Source organism: Sphingobacterium multivorum (assembly GCF_039511225.1).
Taxonomy (GTDB): Bacteria; Bacteroidota; Bacteroidia; order Sphingobacteriales; family Sphingobacteriaceae; genus Sphingobacterium.
The window spans coordinates 4,378,017-4,397,161 of sequence record NZ_CP154261.1 but is presented as its reverse complement, the minus strand read 5'-3'; the positions used below and the strand labels follow the sequence as shown (position 1 = coordinate 4,397,161).

Sequence of the window (19,145 nt, the reverse complement as noted above, 5' to 3'; positions counted from 1 at the left end):
TTTAAACTATTTTGAAGATGTCAATAAATAATCCGTCGTTAGGTAGTGCCCGGTGGACTGCCTTTCAGCTCATTGCATTTCGCGTCAGCTTTATTTTCTTTATTATAATATCTATACCTAATAATCCGCTATGGTACAAACAAGTATTTTCAATAGACTGGTTTAATTTGGATTATCGCGACCTGTATGATATCTGTCGGTTCGGTTCGGGTGTAAATTGGTTTGGCAGAACTACATTTGGCTACCGGTTAGAGGGGTATAGTATTTGGGTGAATACCTTATTTTTTTCCATCGTAGCCGCATTGATCTGGACATTTGTGCTACGATTACTCAAAAGAGAGCGATCGGAATACAACAGGCTGTTTTATTGGCTCAATGTTGTGGTACGCTATAGAGCTGGTCTGGGTATTATCGGCTTTGGATTTACAAAACTTTTTCCTGTACAGATGCCCTATCCCTCTTTGGGGATTTTGGATACCGACTACGGTGATTTAACTGCACAGAAGATCTTTTGGCTTTCGTTTGGAATCGTGCCCTGGTATCAGGTTTTTGCGGGTATACTCGAAGTGAGTGCAGGTACGATGCTTTTCTTTCGGAAAACGGTACCTATTGGCGCGGCATTGCTGGTAGGTGCTCTGGGCGCAATTGTTGTTGTGAATTTTGCTTACGATGGCGGGGTACATGTTTACAGTTCGTATTTCGTATTACTGAGCTTATTTTTACTTGTGCCATATTACAAACCTTTCTATACCTTATTTGTCAAAGAAATTGCCGCGAAGATCGAACTGTATTTGCCTAATTTTAAACCCAGTATTAACTTGGTTAGAATCGGCCTCAAAGCTCTCGTCTTATTTGTTTTTGTTGGCGTCTTTTTCTATCTGCAATACATCGATTTTCGGTATGATCCTTACAAACAGCCCTCATCGCCTGGAGTAAACGAGTTGCGGGGAACATTTAATGTAACGGAATTTAAGTTAAATGGAGAAACAAGACTTTTTAATCCGTACGATAGCATTCGTTGGCAGTCTGCAACGTTTGAAAAATGGTCCACGCTGACCTTTCGGGTCAATCGGCCTTTGCGATTGGACCTTTCAAATGGGGGCGGCGACCCGAAGCGGGATGTAAACCGAAGTTTTGAAATTTCAGGTGTGGCCGGAGGTCAGCGTGTTTTTCATTATTACGCCGATAAGGATAACAAAACATTGTACCTGGAGGATAAATTTAAGTTGATTCCCGATGAGCGGAATGTAACAGCGGGCGAAGGTGGCGATGGCGGCGTTCGAAACTATCTGAAAGAGCAAAAGCTATCTGCCGACACTCCAGCAATTTCCTTAACAGAATGGATTCCCGATTCGGTGAAATATAAATTTGCCCATGAGGTAAATGATGTGCATCCAAAAGCGCGGACGACACGCCGCATTCGGGAATTTGCTAAAGCAGATGAATTAGCGAGAAAAGAAATGAGACAGCGTTTCGTTCTTCATTATACGGTCTCTAATCAAGGCAATAGGATCATATTGAGCGGAATTGACGAAAATCGTGATTCGCTTTATGTGGTGCTAGATAAGGTTATAAAAGATTATAAGCTTACCCTGGGTAAATTGGTTGCTGGACAGTATGACTAAACATGGAGCTGTATATCTTTCGATTGGCGGCGCAGTAGCTTTCCTCGTATGTTGCGAAACGGGTGATAGCGTCCCATCTGCCACGAGCTTGCGGCAGCGTGAAACAGATTGGTCGGAGGGACTTGATGCGTACCAGGCAACATGGCCGGATAAGTTTGGGATAGGAAGTCCCGCAGATAAAAGTTTTATAGCCAAATGGGATATCGATGTCCGCCCCGACGGGAAAGGCTTGCCCAATGGTGAGGGAACCGCTAAAAATGGTGCTGTAGTATACCGACAAAAATGTGCCGGTTGCCATGGCGCCCATGGATATGAAGGGCCTGAAGATAAGCTGGTCACAGATTCAACGGGGAGCAATACCATTGGTAATTACTGGCCCTATGCGACAACAATCTTTGATTATGTGCGTCGTGCCATGCCATTTAACGCCCCGGGTTCACTAACAGATCAAGAGGTTTATGATATTACAGCTTATCTGTTGTACTTGAACGGAGTCATAAAAGAGGAGCATAAAATTACAGCAACAACTTTACCTCAAATAGAGATGCCCGCGCGGAAAAGATACGTGTTAGATGATCGCCAGGGAGGTCCGCAGGTTAGATAAAAGAATATGTCTGAAGGAAAAGAACATTTAAAACAGCTACGAAAGCTTGTCCGTTTGTTGACGGTGACAGTAGCTTTCTTTTTAGCAATTGCGGTAGGTCTTGTGACCTATCAGCATCTATCCAATCGGGTTGTAGAGCCTGATTTCGATTCCAAAATTACGGTCGATCCCAGCAAAGTACAGGGAAGGCCATCATCTGAAGTAGGCTATCGTTCTAAATTCGATAGCCCTAAGCGTATAGCTACTTACGCCACGGCTTCCCGTACGCCTTTGGAAGATCTGCAAGGCACAATTACGCCCTCCGATCTCCATTTTGAGAGACATCACGCCGGTATACCCGACATCGATCCCGAGCAGCATGAGTTACTTATCCACGGATTAGTAGAAAAGCCTATCCGATTAAAACTTTCGGACCTCAAGAAATATCCTTCCGTATCGCGAATCTGTTTTATTGAATGTTCCGGCAATTTTCGTTATGGAAAACGGGAAATGACGCCTGGAGAAGTCTGCGGTTTAACAAGCCAGAGTGAGTGGACAGGTGTATTGCTATCGACCGTACTGCGTGACTTAGGGGTTAAGCCCGAAGCCAAATGGCTGCTGGCGGAAGGTGCTGACGGTGCTTTGATGGCGCGCAGTGTACCCTTGCAAGAAGCACTGACCGAAGCGATCATTGCCTATGGCCAGAATGGAGAGGCTATTCGACCACAGCAAGGTTATCCAATGCGCCTGGTCATTCCAGGATTTGAAGGAAATACACAAATCAAATGGTTGCGGCGGATTGAAGTGACGGACAAACCTGTGATGACCAGGGAAGAAACATCAAAATACACCGAGAAAGTTAAAGGTGGAAAAATCCGGATGTTTAGTTTGGTAATGGATGCCAGATCTATTATTACCTTTCCTGCCTATCCGAAAAAAATTGAAGAAGGTTGGCAAGAACTACGGGGCATAGCGTGGAGCGGTCGTGGAAAGGTGGCAAAAGTATTGGTGAGTACAGATAATGGTAAGACATGGAATGAAGCACATTTACAGGGACCCGTACTGGAAAAAGCACATACTGCCTTTAAATTCATGTGGAACTGGGACGGGAAACCGACACGTGTGCTCAGTAAAGCAATTGATGAGACAGGGTATGTGCAACCTACATATCATCAACTGGTCAAGGCGCGGGAATCGAAGTCGGGCTATCATTTCAATCCCGTCGTTGGATGGGATATTGAGAAAACAGGGGAAGTCTACCTTGCGGATGTCGAGGGCATTTGATCTCTGCATTAAATTCAAGGGCTATTTTAAAGTGTATTTGACGATATGAGAAGAGTTGTACTTGCTGGAGGGACTGGCCATCTTGGAACAGCCCTAAAAAAGAAGTTTCTGGAAATGGGATGGGAAGTTTTGATTTTGTCCAGAAAACAGCCTAAGAAAGAGGACGGCGCACGTTATTTATTTTGGGACGGAGAGGATTTGGGTACATGGGGTAATGTACTGGAAAGTGCGGATACCGTGATCAACTTGAGTGGCGAAAGTATACGATGCCGCTTCACGCGAAAAAATAGGGCAATTTTGGAGGAATCCCGTCTTTTACCGACGAATGCTATAGGAAAAGCAATAGCAGCTTGTGATAGCCCCCCGAGGCTTTGGATAAACTTTTCCGGTATCTCTCTTTTTTCTGGATTAAATGAATTGCAGGATGAGACAAGTATAGCGGTTGGAGAGGGGTATCTAGCTCAACTCACCACCAGATGGGAAGCTGCTTTTTCAGCATTTGACCTGCCTGAGACACTTAAAGTGATACTCCGCGTCAGTCCAGTGTTATCAAAACAGCGGGGCATGCTGGCTGAATTACTTCCGCTGGCTAGATGGGGGCTGGGTGGTAAAATTTCTAACGGACGCCAATGTATGAGCTGGATCCATGAGCGCGACCTTGTGAGATTAGTGTTGTGGATAATTGAGCAGACACAACCACGGCTTATTTATCATGCATGTAGCCCCCGTCCCGTTACCAATGAAATATTCATGAAAGCGCTCAGAGCGAGTTCGGGAGCATCTTTTGGCTTGCCTATTCCAAGGACTTTTGCCCGTATCGGGTCGTTTTTTAAAGCGGTAGATTCAAGTATCCTTCTCCAGCCTGTTTCCGGGACAACTAAGTTTACCTTGGAAGATGGATTTGATTTTGAATTTGGGGAAATTGAATGCGCATTGAACGATTTGGTAAAATAACAAGACTTGTGTTGGCATTAATAGCCCCTGATGAATGATCAGGGTAAATCAGTTAACAAAATAGGAGGGATAGAAACAATAATTGACCCGGTAAAAATAAATAAAACTTTTATTTTCAAAAAGATAAGGGAATTTAAATAAAATCTACTAATTTTATAGAGTATTCAGAATTGCATCGCGCGATACCAACCGAGTAGACTTACCACGGTGGTTAATTAATATGGGTTTCGGCCAAAAAAACTGAATACAATTTATAGTTTAACCCTTTAAATTTTTAAATTGTATGGCAACAACAAAAAGTCTTTATGAACACTTATCTGAAACGCTTATTCATTATTCGATTAATGAATTAATCCAATTTAATAACGATACGGTGTCAGGCCGGGGGTGGGGATCATCCAAAACGATTTTTCGAGCCGCTCTGTTAAGCACCCTTTCCAAAAAGGGCCTTGATCTATCACATATTGTTTCGAGAGAAGACGGTTTTACATCAGTAAAACAAGTTGCCGTGCGATTGGAGGACAATAGGCTTGTGCCGATCGTATAAAAATTAAAATACTTATTACGACCTTTCTAATTAATTTATTAAACTAAATAATGAGGGGCAGACTGAAAAGTCTGCTCTAAATTAAGATAGAGTTTCTATCCTTCTTTTAAAAAGAGTCCACGATCGAATTTCCACTCTTTTTCAGGTGTTCTTAATCTATTCCAAATTTTATTAAACTTTTACAATATGAGTGAAAAACCAACACAACAGACCGCCTTGGGCGATGTCGCTGCACGACACCTGGCGATTGCCACCAGAACCGTTCCACAGCTTGAAAGTATCTCACCCCGATGGCTGGTTCATTTATTGCAATGGACACCTGTTGAATCGGGTGTGTTTCGATTAAACAAAGTCGTCGGCGAAGACAGTATTCAGGTAGACTGTTCCAGACGAGATGAGAGTGTTTTGCCACATACATTTGTTGATTATGACGAAAGTCCCCGGGAGTATAATCTAAATGCAGTCAATACACTGATAGATGTACATACACGGGTTTCTGATCTCTACAGCAAGCCCTATAACCAGATCAGTGAACAGTTACGATTGGCAATTGAGAAAATTAAAGAAAGGCAGGAGAGTGAGCTCATCAACAATGCCGATTACGGAATCTTGAGCAATGTGGCGGCCAAACAGATTATTAAGACCAGATCTGGAGCTCCTACACCCGATGACCTGGACGAATTGATCACAAAGGTTTGGAAGCAGCCTGGTTTTTTTCTGCTTCATCCACTCACCATTGCGGCCTTTGGACGCGAATGTACACGCCGTGGCGTCCCACCACCCACGGTATCACTTTTCGGTTCACAGTTTTTAACCTGGCGCGGCATCCCATTGATTCCCAGTGATAAAGTGCCTATTGTAAATGGGAAGACCAAAATTCTGTTGATCCGTACAGGAGAAGCACGTCAGGGGGTAATTGGTCTTTATCAACCTAATTTGCCGGGCGAACAGACACCGGGCCTATCCATCAAGTTTACCGGAATTAATGATAAAGCTATAGCTTCTTACCTGATATCTTTATATTGTTCGCTGGTCATTCTCGTAGACGATGCTGTGGCTGTATTGGACGATGTGGACATCACACAGTACCACAGCTACAATTATAAGTAGATCATTCCTTAAAAGATTTTACTATGTCTCATTTAGATATTGATTTCGAAAGATTTCTAACGGAAGAAGCAAATAAGTATTTTAAGGCAGTTCCGACTGAAAACCTTCTGTCTGGGGATCTTCCCCGAGAAGCAATCTATCCTGAAAAACCGGCTCCTGATCCTAAACTGAATACATTCAAATTGGAAGATCCCGCAATCGGTTTTCATGATCCAAATTTTCATAGAGAAAATGCGACTATCCCCCTAGCAGGAAATGGCAGGCAGCCTGGTATTTACAATCCAGTTCTTCCTCCTGCTACGGGCATTGGTATAGAGCCACAGGTCAATAAATTACCCTTTGAGGAAACGGCTGATAATCCACTTGATACACTACGAGGGACATTACAGCAATTAACAAGTTTTCAACATAGTACCCAGATACCACTGGGTGATAGTATAAATTCATTCTATTTCATAAAGTCAGGGGCTAAAGTTGAAAATACGTCTCCATTGCCTTACGATACGTTGAAATCCCATTTTGACGTTCAGTCAATTCGTCGCGATTTTCCTATTCTGCAGGAAACTGTTCGTGGAAGACCACTCGTTTGGTTGGACAATGCCGCGACGACTCAGAAACCACAAGTTGTTATCGACCGGATATCGCGCTTTTATCAGACTGAAAATTCCAATATACACCGCGCTGCACATGAACTTGCTGCCCGTGCTACAGATGCCTACGAAGAATCGCGAAATATCATTAAGAACTTTCTAAATGCCAGTTCACCCAATGAGATTATATTTACGCGTGGCACGACCGAATCCATCAACCTTGTTGCCAATAGTTGGGGAGATCAGCATTTAGGCCGAGATGATGAGATTATAATTAGCTATTTGGAACATCACGCCAATATAGTTCCCTGGCAGCAATTGAGTCAAAAGAAAGGTTTTAAGATCCGGGTAATCCCGGTTGACGAGCAGGGTAATCTGCTTTTTGATGAGTATAGCAAACTGCTCAGTTCCCGAACAAAATTAGTCTCTTTTACTCATGTCAGTAATGCGCTGGGTACAATAACACCGGCAAAAGCCATTATTGACGCAGCGCATCGGGTCGGGGCCAAAGTCCTATTGGACGGGGCGCAGTCGGTTTCCCATATTGCAATCGATCTTCAATACCTAAATCCCGATTTCTTTGTGTTTTCTGGACATAAAATATTTGGCCCGACAGGCATTGGCGTGCTCTATGGTAAAGAAGACATCCTAAACAATACCCAGCCTTACCAAAGCGGAGGAAACATGATCCGTGATGTATCTTTTGAAAAAACAGAATTTCATGCTGCCCCCAATCGTTTTGAAGCTGGTACGGGCAATATTGCCGATGCTGTTGGCCTGGGTGCTGCAATCCGATATGTGCAGGCTATCGGCATTGATAACATCTATCACTACGAGCATGATCTATTGGATTATGCGACCCGGTCGTTGAAACAGGTTGCTGGTGTTACTTTGATCGGTACAGCGAAAGAAAAAACCAGTGTACTTTCCTTTACCCTTTCTGGATACAGCAACAACGAAGTTGGCCAGGCATTGAATGAAGTCGGCATAGCCGTTCGGACAGGTCATCACTGTGCACAGCCGATCCTGAGGAGATTGGGGTATGAGTCGTCGGTAAGGCCCTCCCTTGCCTTCTACAATACACATCAGGAGATCGATCTCCTCGCGTTGACGGTGGAGAGATTGGCCAGTCGAAACAAACGATTTTACTAATTAAAAGTGTGGCAGCTGGCGGTTAGGGAGATCGTTTAGCTGCCGGCCTTTTTCAGGATATCAGTATAAAAAAGAAGAAATGGAAAAATTTTATAGCACTTTATTTGCCAGACAACAGGCTGCGCATGATATGCCCAGTAACGTTCGTATCTGGGAATGGGCAAGAGATGTATTTCGGCTTATGTTTCCAGAACGCAATTCGAAAAAGCTGCTTACGGTAGAAGCCGTTAAAGCAACTTTTACAATTTTGGAAAATGAGCTATATGATCTTTTGCTGAACAGTAAAGACTGTGTAGGCTGCGATCATCGCGAAATTGTCCAACGTTTTTTTGAAAACCTCCCGCACATCTATCATCTGATGCTTGAAGATGCTCAGGCTATGCTGGATGGCGATCCCGCGGCCAACAATCTAAGTGAGGTCATACGCACTTATCCGGGGTTTCTTGCGATTTGCATGTACCGCATGGCTCATCAGCTTTGGTTAGATCGGGTACCCTTATTTCCTCGTATTTTGACCGAGTATGCGCATGAACGTACAGGCATAGATATCCATCCGGGAGCGACCATTGGACGTCACTTTCATATTGATCATGGAACTGGCCTGGTTATTGGCGAAACAGCGGTTATCGGCGACCACGTTAAGTTGTATCAGGGGGTCACATTAGGAGCCCTTAGTGTTGACAAGGTATTGGCTGGTCAGCGAAGACATCCGATTATTGAAGATCACGTGATTATTTATGCGGGAGCAACCATATTGGGCGGGAATACGCGTATAGGACATCATTCAGTGATCGGGGGAAACGTCTGGATAACAAGCAGTGTACCGCCAGACACAACAGTATTCCATAAACCACAAATACAATTTATCCATTCAAAAGTTGATCGCTGAGACTTTTTTGTAAATCTATCCGATGTGATCGTCTATATGGATTTGCAGCGATAGGGTATACCATTGATTAATGTACTTTTAAAACAAAAAAGGTTTTCAAACGGGGAGATGAAAACCTTAAATAACCAATTATAAACCTAAAAATATTATGATAATTAAAGATACTCAGAAAGAATGATATATTTTTAAAAAAAACTACTTTTTTAGTAGTCTTTTTTGTGTTCGCGTTGCTACCATCTCCATTCGTAATCTTTGCTGCTGTTTAGAAATCGGCAATAATGATCTTTTTCATTCCCATCATTTTTTTGAATGCGCCAGGTCTTTTGTTGAGTTCTTCCCAATTTTCAGGAGAAACCTGCCAACTTAATCCGTATTTGTCTTTCAGCCATCCGCAAACGCTCTCCTGTCCTCCATCCGATGTAAGTGCTTCCCAATAGTAGTCTATTTCAGTCTGGTCTTTGCAAGGGATCATCAACGAAATAGCCTCGTTAAATTTGAATATCGGTCCGGCATTGATCCCGATAAAACGCATTCCCAAAATCTCAAACTCTACGGTAAGCACTTTCCCAGCGAAATCTTTCTGGAAATCAGCCAGTCCTTCAGTTTCTGAATTCGGGTAATACGTAATATTTATTATTTTTCCATCTTTGAAAACCGATAGGTAATATTCTGCGGCTTCCTTCGCATTGCTGTCAAACCAAAGGTTTGGAATAATCTTTTGCATAGCTTTATATTTTTTTGTAATTTTTTCCTTTTTCAGTATGAGCCTACAATTGATAATTCGCTATTCCATTCTATCTGGATTTTAATCATTTGCAGTCTTACAAATTTAAGAGATTTGTTCCTTGATCGACTTGGCATAGGGCAAGAAAGAGCTGTATATACTGACTAAGCAGTAAGAATTAATTTTTTCAGGGACAATTGCCCTCTTAGTTCGTTTACCCTCCGCACTATCTGGACGATTAAGTGAATAGGGCGATAGCTTTGTCATAGGTCGTATTTAGGATAGCACATACTTTACTGTTAAAGTTGGCGGTGATTTTATACGTAGGTTGGAAAAATTTAATAAACCTGTGGTTTAATTGGGAAATGGTTATAGTCGAACCCACTACTTCTAGGAGACTCTTTAAAGTCGTCTATTTGACCTCCCTCAATGTTCAGGCAGTCAAAAGTGGAAGGCCCAAAAGATGGTCTCCCTATAAACCAAGTTCCGTTGAGATATTTTTATAAAGCTTATTGATTAGGTTAAAGTGTAAAAAGCAGGTACAGATGTGGCATTCCTATATAATGCAGCTGGGGTTAAGCTTCAGAAAATATCGAAGATTGGAACGTCGCCTAATGCTATTACTACGATCAGGGATTATGTGGGGGGTATCGAATATAATAACGGTGCTATTGATATTATCCATAATTCGGAAGGCTATGCTCAGAAAAATGGGACGAATTATGTATACCATTATAATTTAACCGACCATCTTGGTAATGTACGGGCTACGCTTAAACGTGGTGCGACAACTATTGATGTGGCACAGCGTGATAATTATTATCCATTTGGAAAACGTAAGGTTGTAGCAGGCGGAAATAATAATTATCTTTATAATGGCAAAGAGATCCAAGGCGAGCTTGGAGATCAGTATGATTACGGAGCAAGGTTCTATGATGCTGAAATAGGAAGATGGAATGTAATAGATCCGCTGGCGGAGAAAGGCAGACGCTTGTCTCCTTATATGTACGGATTCAATAACCCGATTAGGTTTATAGATCCAGATGGCGCTTGGCCGTGGCCAGTATGGGTTCGAAGTTTCATTTCTACAGCAAGAGCAGGAAGCGATTTTTACGCTAAAAAATTTAGAGGTGATGGGCGAGGACCGTCAACCGCAGATTCGGGGCCTAACTTAACTGGAGCAACGTCAAGAACCAAATTCAACTTTGTATTCGATGGTGAAATGAGACAATATAGAGGTGCAAATATTAGCGCTGATGCTACTGTAAAATATGACAGTAATGGTAAGATTGAAGAGAAAAAAATAGCAAATCCATCTTTTGAAATTCATAATCGAGATAAAAATAGTAGGAAAGGTGCGTTTGAATTTTCTTATACGGCAAAAGATCCCTTGACACCTCAGTTTGCTACTCCGGCATTGGATATATGGGCTTATTTTGTAATGAAAGAATCTGGAGATAATTTGAATATTTCAGCTAGTTTTTACGGAGATGATTTCCCCTCAACAGAAGCATTTGTGGAAGATCAATCTGGAAATAGACTTTTTTTAGGTGCTAGTAAAGAGGAAGGGAATGTGTTGACTTTAATGGGTGGTGCAGACGTGAATATTTTTAATGTCAATATGAGTGTGAAGTTTGATAAGAATGGAAATTTTATTGGCGTGAGAAATGGAAAACAGACAATCCCAGTAGAAGAATGGAATAAAAAAATTCTCGAGCAATTTGATAGATTAACAAAATGAAAAATAAATTGATAATTGTGTGTTTCCTATTCCTTTTTATGTCGTGTAACAGTAATAAGTTTACAAAGCAAGAGCTTGTTATACCGAAATCATATAAAGGTGAAATTTGGATATTTTATGGTCAAGAATTTAATAGAGGCAAGTTTGAAAAAACGGATAATAAGATAGTATTTTATACGCCAGAGGATGGCATAATTTTCAGTAAATATGTTCCAGACGACATTATAGATTTGGTAGAAGTTGACGAAACAGGAAAAAGAATACAAAATAATGGGGTGAAGGATAATGGAAACAAGCAGGTGACAGTTGGTACTTTAGGAACGCTGGAATTACCAGATCAAAAAAAAATAACCTATTTAAGTTATTTTTCGGGTGATAAAAAATCAATGGATGACGTTTATCATAAAACTAACGATTACGACTATATTGTAAAAAAATATAAAGCTACTATAGAAGCTAAACAAAGGTAAATACGATTACGCGGCACGTTTTCGCGATGCTGAAATAGGAAGATGGAACGTGGTATCCGCTGGCGGAGGCAGCATTTGATCTATCTTCTTATCGTTATGGGATGTGCGGAAATCCTTTGGTCCAGCCCCATACGATGGTGAAAAATCTTATTCTGGTCGTCGAATTTTACAAGGTATTAATTATGGAACGAAAAAATAACAAAACATTGTTTAGTTTGATTTCTATATTGATGATATTGTTCGATGGCTGTAATGTTGTTGAGGATACTCTCAATACTAAAGAACTTGTGTCAAGTACTGGTGAAAAAGTTTATATAAATACACTTAATTGGGGTGTTACGGATGACAATCAATATACAGTCATCGCAAAGGATAAAAATAGACTTAAAACAAGATCCGATACGTTGAACACGATGAAGGGACTCTCCCTATTTGTATATAGGTTTCATCGAGATACGCTGTCTTTTTTTTATCTTAAATGGAAGGAAGTTAAAGTTTCGGATAGTTTACAATCTATAAAATTAGCTTACTATCCATTAGATAATAAGGAATATATGCGTTTACTTAATAAGGCTGGTAAAAAAGAAGATGGTTATAGTCTCGTTCCTTAATTGGCTTGTGATATGTAATATAAAACAACAACGCCCAATCCGATAAGATTGGGCGTTGTTGTTTTATTTGAGTATTGCCTGCATCTTGCTTTTGGCGAGGAATGCATCTAGTAAGGCAAATACGTGCTCCTTTTTATCCTCGCTGAGCTTTTCAATATCCTGAAACCTTTCCACTGTTCTACGGTCAAAGGCCATGTCGCTGGTCTCCCCGGCGAGATAATCCAGTGTGACACCAAAAGCCTTGGCAATCTTCTTTGCTGCATCGAGTGAGGGTACAGCTTCCCCACGTTCGTACTTGCCGATCATCTCGCGGGATACGCCGCTGTTGGTGGCCAGCTGTGACTGTGACCAGTCCTTTTCCTAGGTTTCGGTCAGTTTGAAATTCCACAAGGAGAAAGTGGAACCTATTATCACAATGTGTATATTTCCGACTGTAGCGAAATTTCATTCGACCGCTGTGAAGTCTTTAATGCGACACGCGGCGGTATACTCTGTATTCGGACAAATTACCTGTCTGTTGACAATTGCCGCTTTTACCAAAATCGCAGCATGTTTGACCTGTCCTTTGGCTATTCAATTACGACCACCGCTCGGAGTATAGGATTTACCTGTACCAACTCCAGTTTTATCGGCAATAATAGTTATGGTATCCATTGTATGGGGGGCGGCAGCAATTATATTATCACTGGCAATCGTATCTCAGATAAGAGTGAATACGGTATCGTATTTTACCATCTTGGAACCGATTTGGATCCGTTGCAAGTGATTGACGATATTGTACAGGAAACGAAAGTTCGAATAGATTATAAGGGCTTATTTATAAGGAAATAAATGAGCCCTTTTTTCGTCGACATAGAATGACCACTTTTCCTGCTGTACGTTTTACAGTTTGTGCTGTTAGATTTATCAATTTAAATTCCTATACTCATTCGGTGTAACTCCCGTTTTTTGTTTAAAAAGGCGCGTAAAATGCTGCTGATATTTAAAGCCTAGTTCACTGGCGATTTCGTTAATGCTTTTGGAATGGTCAAAGATTTTTTCTTTCGCTTCATCTATCAATTTAGCTTGTATGTAATCCAATGCTGTGCTTCCTGTTTCCTTTTTGATAAGGTCCCCGAAGTAATTCGGTGAAAGATGTAGCTGATCAGCGCAATAACTGACCGAGGGAAGTCCCAGTAAAAGTGTTTTGTCTGATTTGAAATAATCATTCAACAACTTCTCAAACCGTACCAGAATATCACTATTGACATTGCTTCTTGTTATAAACTGCCGGTCATAAAAACGCTGGCAATAATTTAGCAAAAGCTCAATATTGGAAACGATCAATGTTTTGCTATGCTTGTCGATATTCTGATCAATTTCTTCCGCTATTTTTTCAAAGCAATGCACAATGGTTTTGCGCTCCTTTTTGGATAAATGCAGTGCTTCGTTCACTTCATAAGAAAGAAAGGTATAGTCTTTTATATGCTTTCCCAGATTGGTTCCTTTTATAAAGTCGGGATGAAAGACAAGTCCATACCCGGATGGCTTTATGGCAACACCTTTACTGTCAATTCCATAAATCTGTCCGGGCGATACAAATACCAATGTTCCATCCTCATAGTCATAGGGCTGACACCCATACCGCATATCGCCACATTTAATATTTTTCAGAAATACAGCATAAATGCCCATATAACGCCGGAAATTTTGAACAGTTGGTATTTCATTGAAATTGACGACACTGACTAGCGGATGCAAGGTGTCTACCCCCATGCTGTCATTGTACTGCTTGACCGTATCATATCTATCGACCTGCTCCATAACATAATAAATTTGAACTCAAATCTACTAAACCTCAATCTGTTTTTTCCATGATCGGGCATAATCTGTAAAACTGGTAAATAAATCCGTATCCTGTATAAACAATCAACCTGGTTAAAAGAAGAAATTTGTATAAGCATGGTGGAGGTAAACTATACTCCATATGATGGTGCTTCTTAAAATTACTTTAATATATGGAATTAAACTCCACAGACATTTTTCAGCGGTTACGAAATGGAGAGATGATATTGTCCAATGATCCGCAAGCCTATAAGATGCTTGAAGCCGCACACGCGACAAAAGAGCTCCTCGTTCAGATGAACAACAGCGCTGATCCTACGGAAGTTAGAAGCTTTCTAAGCCAAATAACAGGCAGCGAGATCGATGAAAGCGTTACTGTTTTTACTCCGCTGTATATCAACTATGGTAAAAATACCCGTATAGGAAAAAATGTGTTTATCAATTTTGACTGTACGTTACTGGATTTAGGAGGCATTACAATTGAAGATAATGTACTCATTGCCCCGAAAGTTAATATCTTATCAGAAGGGCACCCCATAGCCGCAGCGGATCGGCAGTCTCTTGTCCCCGGACATGTCCATATCAAAAAGAATGCATGGATCGGTGCAAATGCAAGTATTCTGCCGGGCGTCACCATCGGCGTAAATGCGATAGTTGCAGCAGGAGCGGTCGTAACAAAAGATGTTCCTGATAATACGATTGTGGGAGGGGTACCGGCAAAAATTATTAAATCAATCTAAGATAAATGAAACAGATAGCCCTAACTATACTTATGATCATGGCCGTTTTTACACAGGCATTCAGCCAGACCAAATCAGGTAATAAATTGAGCAAAATGAAGACAGCAACAGAACACTATACCTTTGAGTTAAGTAATAAAGTAGTCCGTCAGAAAGTGAGTTTTAAAAACCGTTACGGGATAATATTGAGCGGAGATCTTTACCTTCCCAAAAAACAGGGCATTGAGCCATTGGCCGCAGTTGCCATTAGCGGCCCATTCGGAGCGGTAAAAGAGCAGTCTTCAGGATTGTATGCCAACCAAATGGCAGAACGTGGCTTTGCAGCTTTAGCATTTGACCCCTCTTTTACGGGAGAGAGTGGCGGGGAACCTCGCGCCGTTGCTTCGCCCGATATCAACACGGAAGATTTCAGTGCGGCAGTAGATTTCCTCGGGATACAGAAAAATATTGATCGAAGCAAAATTGGGATCATTGGTATCTGTGGATTTGGTGGCTTCGCGTTAAATGCGACTGCAATCGACAAAAGGGTAAAAGCCGTAGCGACGACCAGTATGTACGATATGACAAGGGTCATGTCGAAAGGTTATAATGATGCTGTTACACTAGAAGATCGTACAAAAACATTGGAACGATTGGGCGAGCAACGCTGGAAAGATGCGGAAGCAGGAAGCTTTCACTCCGGACCACTATTAAATCCCGAAAAACTGAAAGGCGATGAACCACAGTTTGTGAAAGATTATTACGATTACTATCGCACAGCAAGAGGGTTTCATGAGCGCTCACTTAATTCAACGGGAGCATGGAATGCAACGAATGCATTGTCGTTTATGAATATGCCCATATTAACCTATATCAAAGAGATATCGCCAAGGCCGCTTTTGATCATTGCAGGTGAAAAAGCGCACTCCCGTTATTTTAGCGAAGATGCTTTTAAAGCGGCATCTGAACCAAAGGAACTACTTATTATCCCGAATGCTGTCCATGTTGATTTATACGACAGAACTGGTGTAATTCCTTTCGGCAAGTTGGAAACATTCTTTAGGGAATATTTAAATTAAAAGATATGAGAAGATGCCTTTTGACAATCCTAGGGTGGATTTCCGTTCTGTGTAGCAGCTTTGCCCGCTGCATTGGGAACGGAGAATGTAACAGTTACTTTGAATGGACAAAATGAAACTTCTTATCCTAACAATTGTTGTACTGTTTACTTGTACACAGTCATTCAGTCAGATTAAATCAAATAAAATGGAGACAACAGTACCAAAAATCAGTGATTTCCCAACGGGAGATGAAAACACAGGCTTTGCACAATATTTTAGCGGAAAATCCTGGAATGCACCGCTCACATCCAACAAAGACCTCAATGTACCGATGAATAACATCACCTTTGCACCCGGTTGCCGTAATAATTGGCATAAGCACACAGGAGGTCAGATACTTATTTGTATAGGAGGGGTAGGGTATTATCAGGAGCGTGGAAAAAAATCCCGCCGATTAAATCCCGGAGATGTAGTTGAGATAGCGCCAAATGTAGAGCATTGGCATGGAGCTGCACCCGATAGCTGGTTTTCACATATCGGTGTGGCATGTAATCCGCAAATAAACGAGAACATCTGGCTTGAACCTGTTACTGATGGAGAATATAAGGTAGCGGTTAAGTAGCAGTTAGAATTCGATATTATGCACAAATTTAAATTCCTAAAATGGATATTGTTTTTTGCTATTATCCTCTTAAAAATAAATAAAATGAATGCACAAAATAGTGCGGATAGGTTGAATGCAATGCAGCAAAGCTTAGTTGTTATTTCAGCACTTACCGCTACAGGAGGTCTCGAAAACCTGAAAGTACAGTTAAACGCTGCTCTCGATGCGGGAGTTTCCATTAATGAAATCAAAGAAGCTTTGGTCCAACTATATGCCTACTGTGGTTTTCCAAGAAGCCTCAATGCCCTCAATATATTCAAAACCGTTTTGGAAGAAAGAAAAGCAAAAGGCATAACGGATAATATTGGAAAGGAAATCGTAGCGGAGAACAGCACAGCCGACAGATACGAACAGGGGCGAAAAGTGCTGGAGACATTGACGAAGACAGCACAGGCAAAACCTGCTCCCGGTTTCGGAGAGTTTGCACCACGTATAGATGCCTTCCTGAAAGAACATCTTTTTGCCGATATTTTCAATAGTGATGTGCTTAGCTATCAGCAAAGGGAACTGGTTACAATTTCTGCTTTAGCGGCAATGGCGGGAACAGAGGGACAGTTGCTGGCGCATATCGGAATGGGATCAAATACAGGCATTACAGTAGGACAGATAATGACACTGTTCGAAGTTATTGAAAAAACAGTAGGCAAGGAGCGGGCCGAAACCGCAAGAACTGTTATTTCTACAATAGAAAAGTGAGAACTATTAAACATTTATAATATGTATAAAAATATTTTTGAGTACCCTGTTTGGGTTAGATGTTCGTTGCAGGTTATACTGGCAACAGCAATGCTTTTTTGCATGATCCATACTGCCCAGGCTCAACAGCAGGACATAATGGTGCGCATTTCAGAAATCGAAATACATCCCCAGCATGTAGAACACTACAAGATCATACTGAAAGAAGAAGCGGAAGCATCCGTAAGGCTTGAACCGGGCGTAATTGCCATCTTCCCCATGTTCCAAAAAGATAATCCAACACAGGTAAGAATACTGGAAATGTACAAAGATCAGCAAGCCTATCAGTCCCATTTGAAAACCGAACACTTTCAAAAGCACAAGATCGGTACGCTTCACATGGTCAAAGCATTAAAGCTTGTGGACATGGAGGCATTGGATTTGAAAACCGCAACACAGCTATTTAGCAAACTGAAAGAATAGATCTTAATGATGAGGTAGGGGTGCGTATCAGTGCTTTAGTCAATAATTATACTTTCTAGTATGATGTCTACTCCCGCTATAGTCAATCATGATTTGGCAAAGTCAAGTCCTTTTTCCAAGAAAGTTATTGAGTTCTTTTTTTAGAGACCAAATCGAAAAACCATAAAACCCTAAATTTAAAATTCCTATTAATGCGATCATTCCCGTAAGCCCTTCGTCTTTATACATTTTGTATGCAATTACTGAAAAAACAGGGCATAACAGAAATAAGACAACGGCAATTACCAGAGATTTCTTGTTCAATTTTTGTTCTTCTACAATAACCGCGGTTTTTCTGTTTTTGAGTTCTTTCTGATAAGACGGAAATGATGAAAATTCTTTGTTGTCACTCATCACAAATCCCGTTCCTTGTCCTATTAAATCTTCAGTTGCCAAAAAATTTATGTCGGCGGGATTATCTGTTTCTATTGCGGTCAATTCATTTTCTAGTATGTGATAGAAATTGTTTAGCGAATTGTAGAATGCGGACAATTGAGTGATGTCAATTTCAAGCTTGTCATCGGTTTCAAATTGCGTTTTGATATAAGTGATAAAATCATCAAATAATGGAATTGTTTCTGGAAAATGCTTTTGTAAAAATATCCTGCTTTTCGACGAGTTTATATTTAAAGCCTGTTCGCTTATAGTAATACTGTCGGGATTGTATTCTGAAAATTGTTCAAATTTTTGTTGGTTGCGGGCTTCTTGATCCGCTAGAGACTTTTGCCAATCCTGAAAGTATTTTTTTAATATTGTTTTATTTATAAGTGCAATCCAAAAAAATGGCAAAGAATTGTTTGCCTCAAAGATGTATAAATTTCTATTGTTTTTTCTTAAATATAAATAACTTCTATAACCCATTTTTTGAATAAATTATTGCTTATCTCCTATGCCATTCTCCATACTAAAAGTACACAAAAACTTTTCTAGTGCAGCGTCAAATAGCGCGAATATCATGCAACCTTTTATCATGAATGCAAGAATCAATCCATCCTACCAGGAGGGATTTTCCGAATATGCTTGCCCGTTGACCTACTTTTGGTGGAGCTCAGCAACTCCTTCTACCTTTTCGGTATCTCCCAGCTACAGCTTACATAGCCCTTCTTTTCCTCAAATCGCGGCGCAAGCGAGCCTATTTTTATATATGCGCAACCTATCTGCCTGTGAAATTGTAGCATTGGAAATTGGATGCTTTCCGGGGAACGAATTATTGGGATATTATGAGAAAGGAGATACCCCATGTCCAATTAAATATTTTCTGTCCAATACTGTGAACCCTGATGATGGGGGTAGCATTTAGATTGGAAAAATTTAGCAACGATTGGATCGAACCAATATCTATGAAATACAAAGAGACGGGATAATTTTTCAATATCCCATTAAGTGGAGGTCATGTACCT

The 19,145-nt window shown here is 41.0% G+C and carries 21 protein-coding genes, 1 pseudogene and 1 riboswitch; of the genes and pseudogenes, 18 read left to right on the top strand and 4 right to left on the bottom strand.

Annotated features, from left to right (window positions below; all coding sequences use genetic code 11):
* Positions 1-17 precede the first annotated feature (17 nt).
* The 8 genes from AAH582_RS18270 (at position 18) to epsC (ending at position 8,734) form a co-directional block, all read left to right on the top strand.
* Positions 18-1,625 carry a hypothetical protein gene (locus AAH582_RS18270; RefSeq protein WP_343319422.1) on the top strand — a complete coding sequence of 536 codons (1,608 nt, stop codon included), beginning with the start codon at positions 18-20 and terminating at the stop codon, positions 1,623-1,625.
* On the top strand, positions 1,618-2,229 hold the full coding sequence (locus tag AAH582_RS18265) for a c-type cytochrome (protein ID WP_343319420.1): 612 nt from the start codon (positions 1,618-1,620) through the stop codon (positions 2,227-2,229). The genes AAH582_RS18270 and AAH582_RS18265 overlap by 8 nt, the downstream gene beginning before the upstream one ends.
* 6 nt (positions 2,230-2,235) lie before the next feature.
* Positions 2,236-3,492, top strand: a complete 1,257-nt coding sequence (gene soxC, locus AAH582_RS18260) for a sulfite dehydrogenase (RefSeq protein ID WP_343319418.1) — start codon at positions 2,236-2,238, stop codon at positions 3,490-3,492.
* 45 nt (positions 3,493-3,537) lie between these two features.
* Positions 3,538-4,446 (top strand): epimerase, encoded by a 909-nt coding sequence (locus AAH582_RS18255; protein WP_343319416.1) that lies wholly within the window; start codon positions 3,538-3,540, stop codon positions 4,444-4,446.
* 155 nt (positions 4,447-4,601) lie between these two features.
* A riboswitch (SAM-I-IV-variant riboswitch) is annotated at positions 4,602-4,695 on the top strand.
* A 34-nt stretch (positions 4,696-4,729) separates the two neighbouring features.
* Positions 4,730-4,993 carry a hypothetical protein gene (locus AAH582_RS18250; RefSeq protein ID WP_046675169.1) on the top strand — a complete coding sequence of 88 codons (264 nt, stop codon included), beginning with the start codon at positions 4,730-4,732 and terminating at the stop codon, positions 4,991-4,993.
* Positions 4,994-5,179: 186 nt separating this feature from the next.
* Positions 5,180-6,103, top strand: a complete 924-nt coding sequence (locus AAH582_RS18245) for a family 2A encapsulin nanocompartment shell protein (RefSeq protein WP_046675170.1) — start codon at positions 5,180-5,182, stop codon at positions 6,101-6,103.
* 23 nt (positions 6,104-6,126) lie between these two features.
* Positions 6,127-7,845 (top strand): family 2A encapsulin nanocompartment cargo protein cysteine desulfurase, encoded by a 1,719-nt coding sequence (locus AAH582_RS18240; RefSeq protein ID WP_343319412.1) that lies wholly within the window; start codon positions 6,127-6,129, stop codon positions 7,843-7,845.
* A gap of 79 nt (positions 7,846-7,924) precedes the next feature.
* Positions 7,925-8,734, top strand: coding sequence for a serine O-acetyltransferase EpsC (epsC, locus tag AAH582_RS18235; RefSeq protein WP_343319410.1), 810 nt, complete (start codon positions 7,925-7,927; stop codon positions 8,732-8,734).
* A 262-nt stretch (positions 8,735-8,996) separates the two neighbouring features.
* Here epsC and AAH582_RS18230 read toward each other — a convergent pair whose 3' ends face one another.
* Positions 8,997-9,458, bottom strand: coding sequence for a VOC family protein (locus AAH582_RS18230; protein ID WP_343319407.1), 462 nt, complete (start codon positions 9,456-9,458; stop codon positions 8,997-8,999).
* 547 nt (positions 9,459-10,005) lie between these two features.
* Between AAH582_RS18230 and AAH582_RS18225 the strand changes: the two genes are divergently transcribed.
* From AAH582_RS18225 to AAH582_RS18215, 3 genes are all read left to right on the top strand, one after another.
* A complete protein-coding gene (locus AAH582_RS18225) occupies positions 10,006-11,199 on the top strand; it encodes an RHS repeat domain-containing protein (protein WP_343319405.1) in 1,194 nt (397 codons plus the stop codon).
* Positions 11,196-11,669, top strand: coding sequence for a hypothetical protein (locus tag AAH582_RS18220; protein ID WP_343319404.1), 474 nt, complete (start codon positions 11,196-11,198; stop codon positions 11,667-11,669). Before AAH582_RS18225 ends, AAH582_RS18220 begins: the two co-directional genes overlap by 4 nt.
* A 182-nt stretch (positions 11,670-11,851) precedes the next feature.
* Positions 11,852-12,280, top strand: coding sequence for a hypothetical protein (locus AAH582_RS18215; RefSeq protein WP_343319402.1), 429 nt, complete (start codon positions 11,852-11,854; stop codon positions 12,278-12,280).
* Positions 12,281-12,343: 63 nt separating this feature from the next.
* Here AAH582_RS18215 and AAH582_RS18210 read toward each other — a convergent pair.
* Positions 12,344-12,628: pseudogene (locus AAH582_RS18210) on the bottom strand (helix-turn-helix domain-containing protein); the annotation flags it as partial.
* 33 nt (positions 12,629-12,661) lie between these two features.
* On the opposite strand from AAH582_RS18210, the gene AAH582_RS18205 reads away from it, so the two are divergent.
* Positions 12,662-13,111, top strand: coding sequence for a right-handed parallel beta-helix repeat-containing protein (locus AAH582_RS18205; RefSeq protein WP_430459047.1), 450 nt, complete (start codon positions 12,662-12,664; stop codon positions 13,109-13,111).
* Positions 13,112-13,186: 75 nt separating this feature from the next.
* Here the strand turns inward: AAH582_RS18205 and AAH582_RS18200 are convergent, their stop codons facing one another.
* Positions 13,187-14,083, bottom strand: a complete 897-nt coding sequence (locus AAH582_RS18200) for a helix-turn-helix domain-containing protein (protein ID WP_343319398.1) — start codon at positions 14,081-14,083, stop codon at positions 13,187-13,189.
* Between the two features lie 194 nt (positions 14,084-14,277).
* On the opposite strand from AAH582_RS18200, the gene AAH582_RS18195 reads away from it, so the two are divergent.
* The 5 genes from AAH582_RS18195 to AAH582_RS18175 all read left to right on the top strand — a co-directional run bounded on the left by AAH582_RS18195 (position 14,278) and on the right by AAH582_RS18175 (position 17,706).
* Positions 14,278-14,844, top strand: coding sequence for a sugar O-acetyltransferase (locus AAH582_RS18195; RefSeq protein ID WP_343319396.1), 567 nt, complete (start codon positions 14,278-14,280; stop codon positions 14,842-14,844).
* Between the two features lie 5 nt (positions 14,845-14,849).
* Entirely contained in the window at positions 14,850-15,902 is a 1,053-nt protein-coding gene (locus AAH582_RS18190; RefSeq protein ID WP_343319395.1) for an alpha/beta hydrolase, read from the top strand.
* Positions 15,903-16,089: 187 nt separating this feature from the next.
* Positions 16,090-16,506, top strand: coding sequence for a cupin domain-containing protein (locus AAH582_RS18185; RefSeq protein ID WP_343319393.1), 417 nt, complete (start codon positions 16,090-16,092; stop codon positions 16,504-16,506).
* A gap of 84 nt (positions 16,507-16,590) precedes the next feature.
* Positions 16,591-17,244 (top strand): carboxymuconolactone decarboxylase family protein, encoded by a 654-nt coding sequence (locus tag AAH582_RS18180; protein ID WP_343319391.1) that lies wholly within the window; start codon positions 16,591-16,593, stop codon positions 17,242-17,244.
* Between the two features lie 21 nt (positions 17,245-17,265).
* Positions 17,266-17,706 (top strand): putative quinol monooxygenase, encoded by a 441-nt coding sequence (locus AAH582_RS18175; protein WP_343319389.1) that lies wholly within the window; start codon positions 17,266-17,268, stop codon positions 17,704-17,706.
* Between the two features lie 102 nt (positions 17,707-17,808).
* Here the strand turns inward: AAH582_RS18175 and AAH582_RS18170 are convergent, their stop codons facing one another.
* Positions 17,809-18,606: a hypothetical protein gene (locus AAH582_RS18170; protein WP_343319387.1), complete on the bottom strand. Its 798-nt coding sequence runs from the start codon at positions 18,604-18,606 to the stop codon at positions 17,809-17,811.
* 109 nt (positions 18,607-18,715) lie between these two features.
* Between AAH582_RS18170 and AAH582_RS18165 the strand changes: the two genes are divergently transcribed.
* The gene (locus tag AAH582_RS18165) at positions 18,716-19,045 is read left to right on the top strand and encodes a hypothetical protein (RefSeq protein WP_343319385.1); all 330 of its coding nucleotides are present in this window, start codon (positions 18,716-18,718) and stop codon (positions 19,043-19,045) included.
* Positions 19,046-19,145 lie beyond the last annotated feature (100 nt).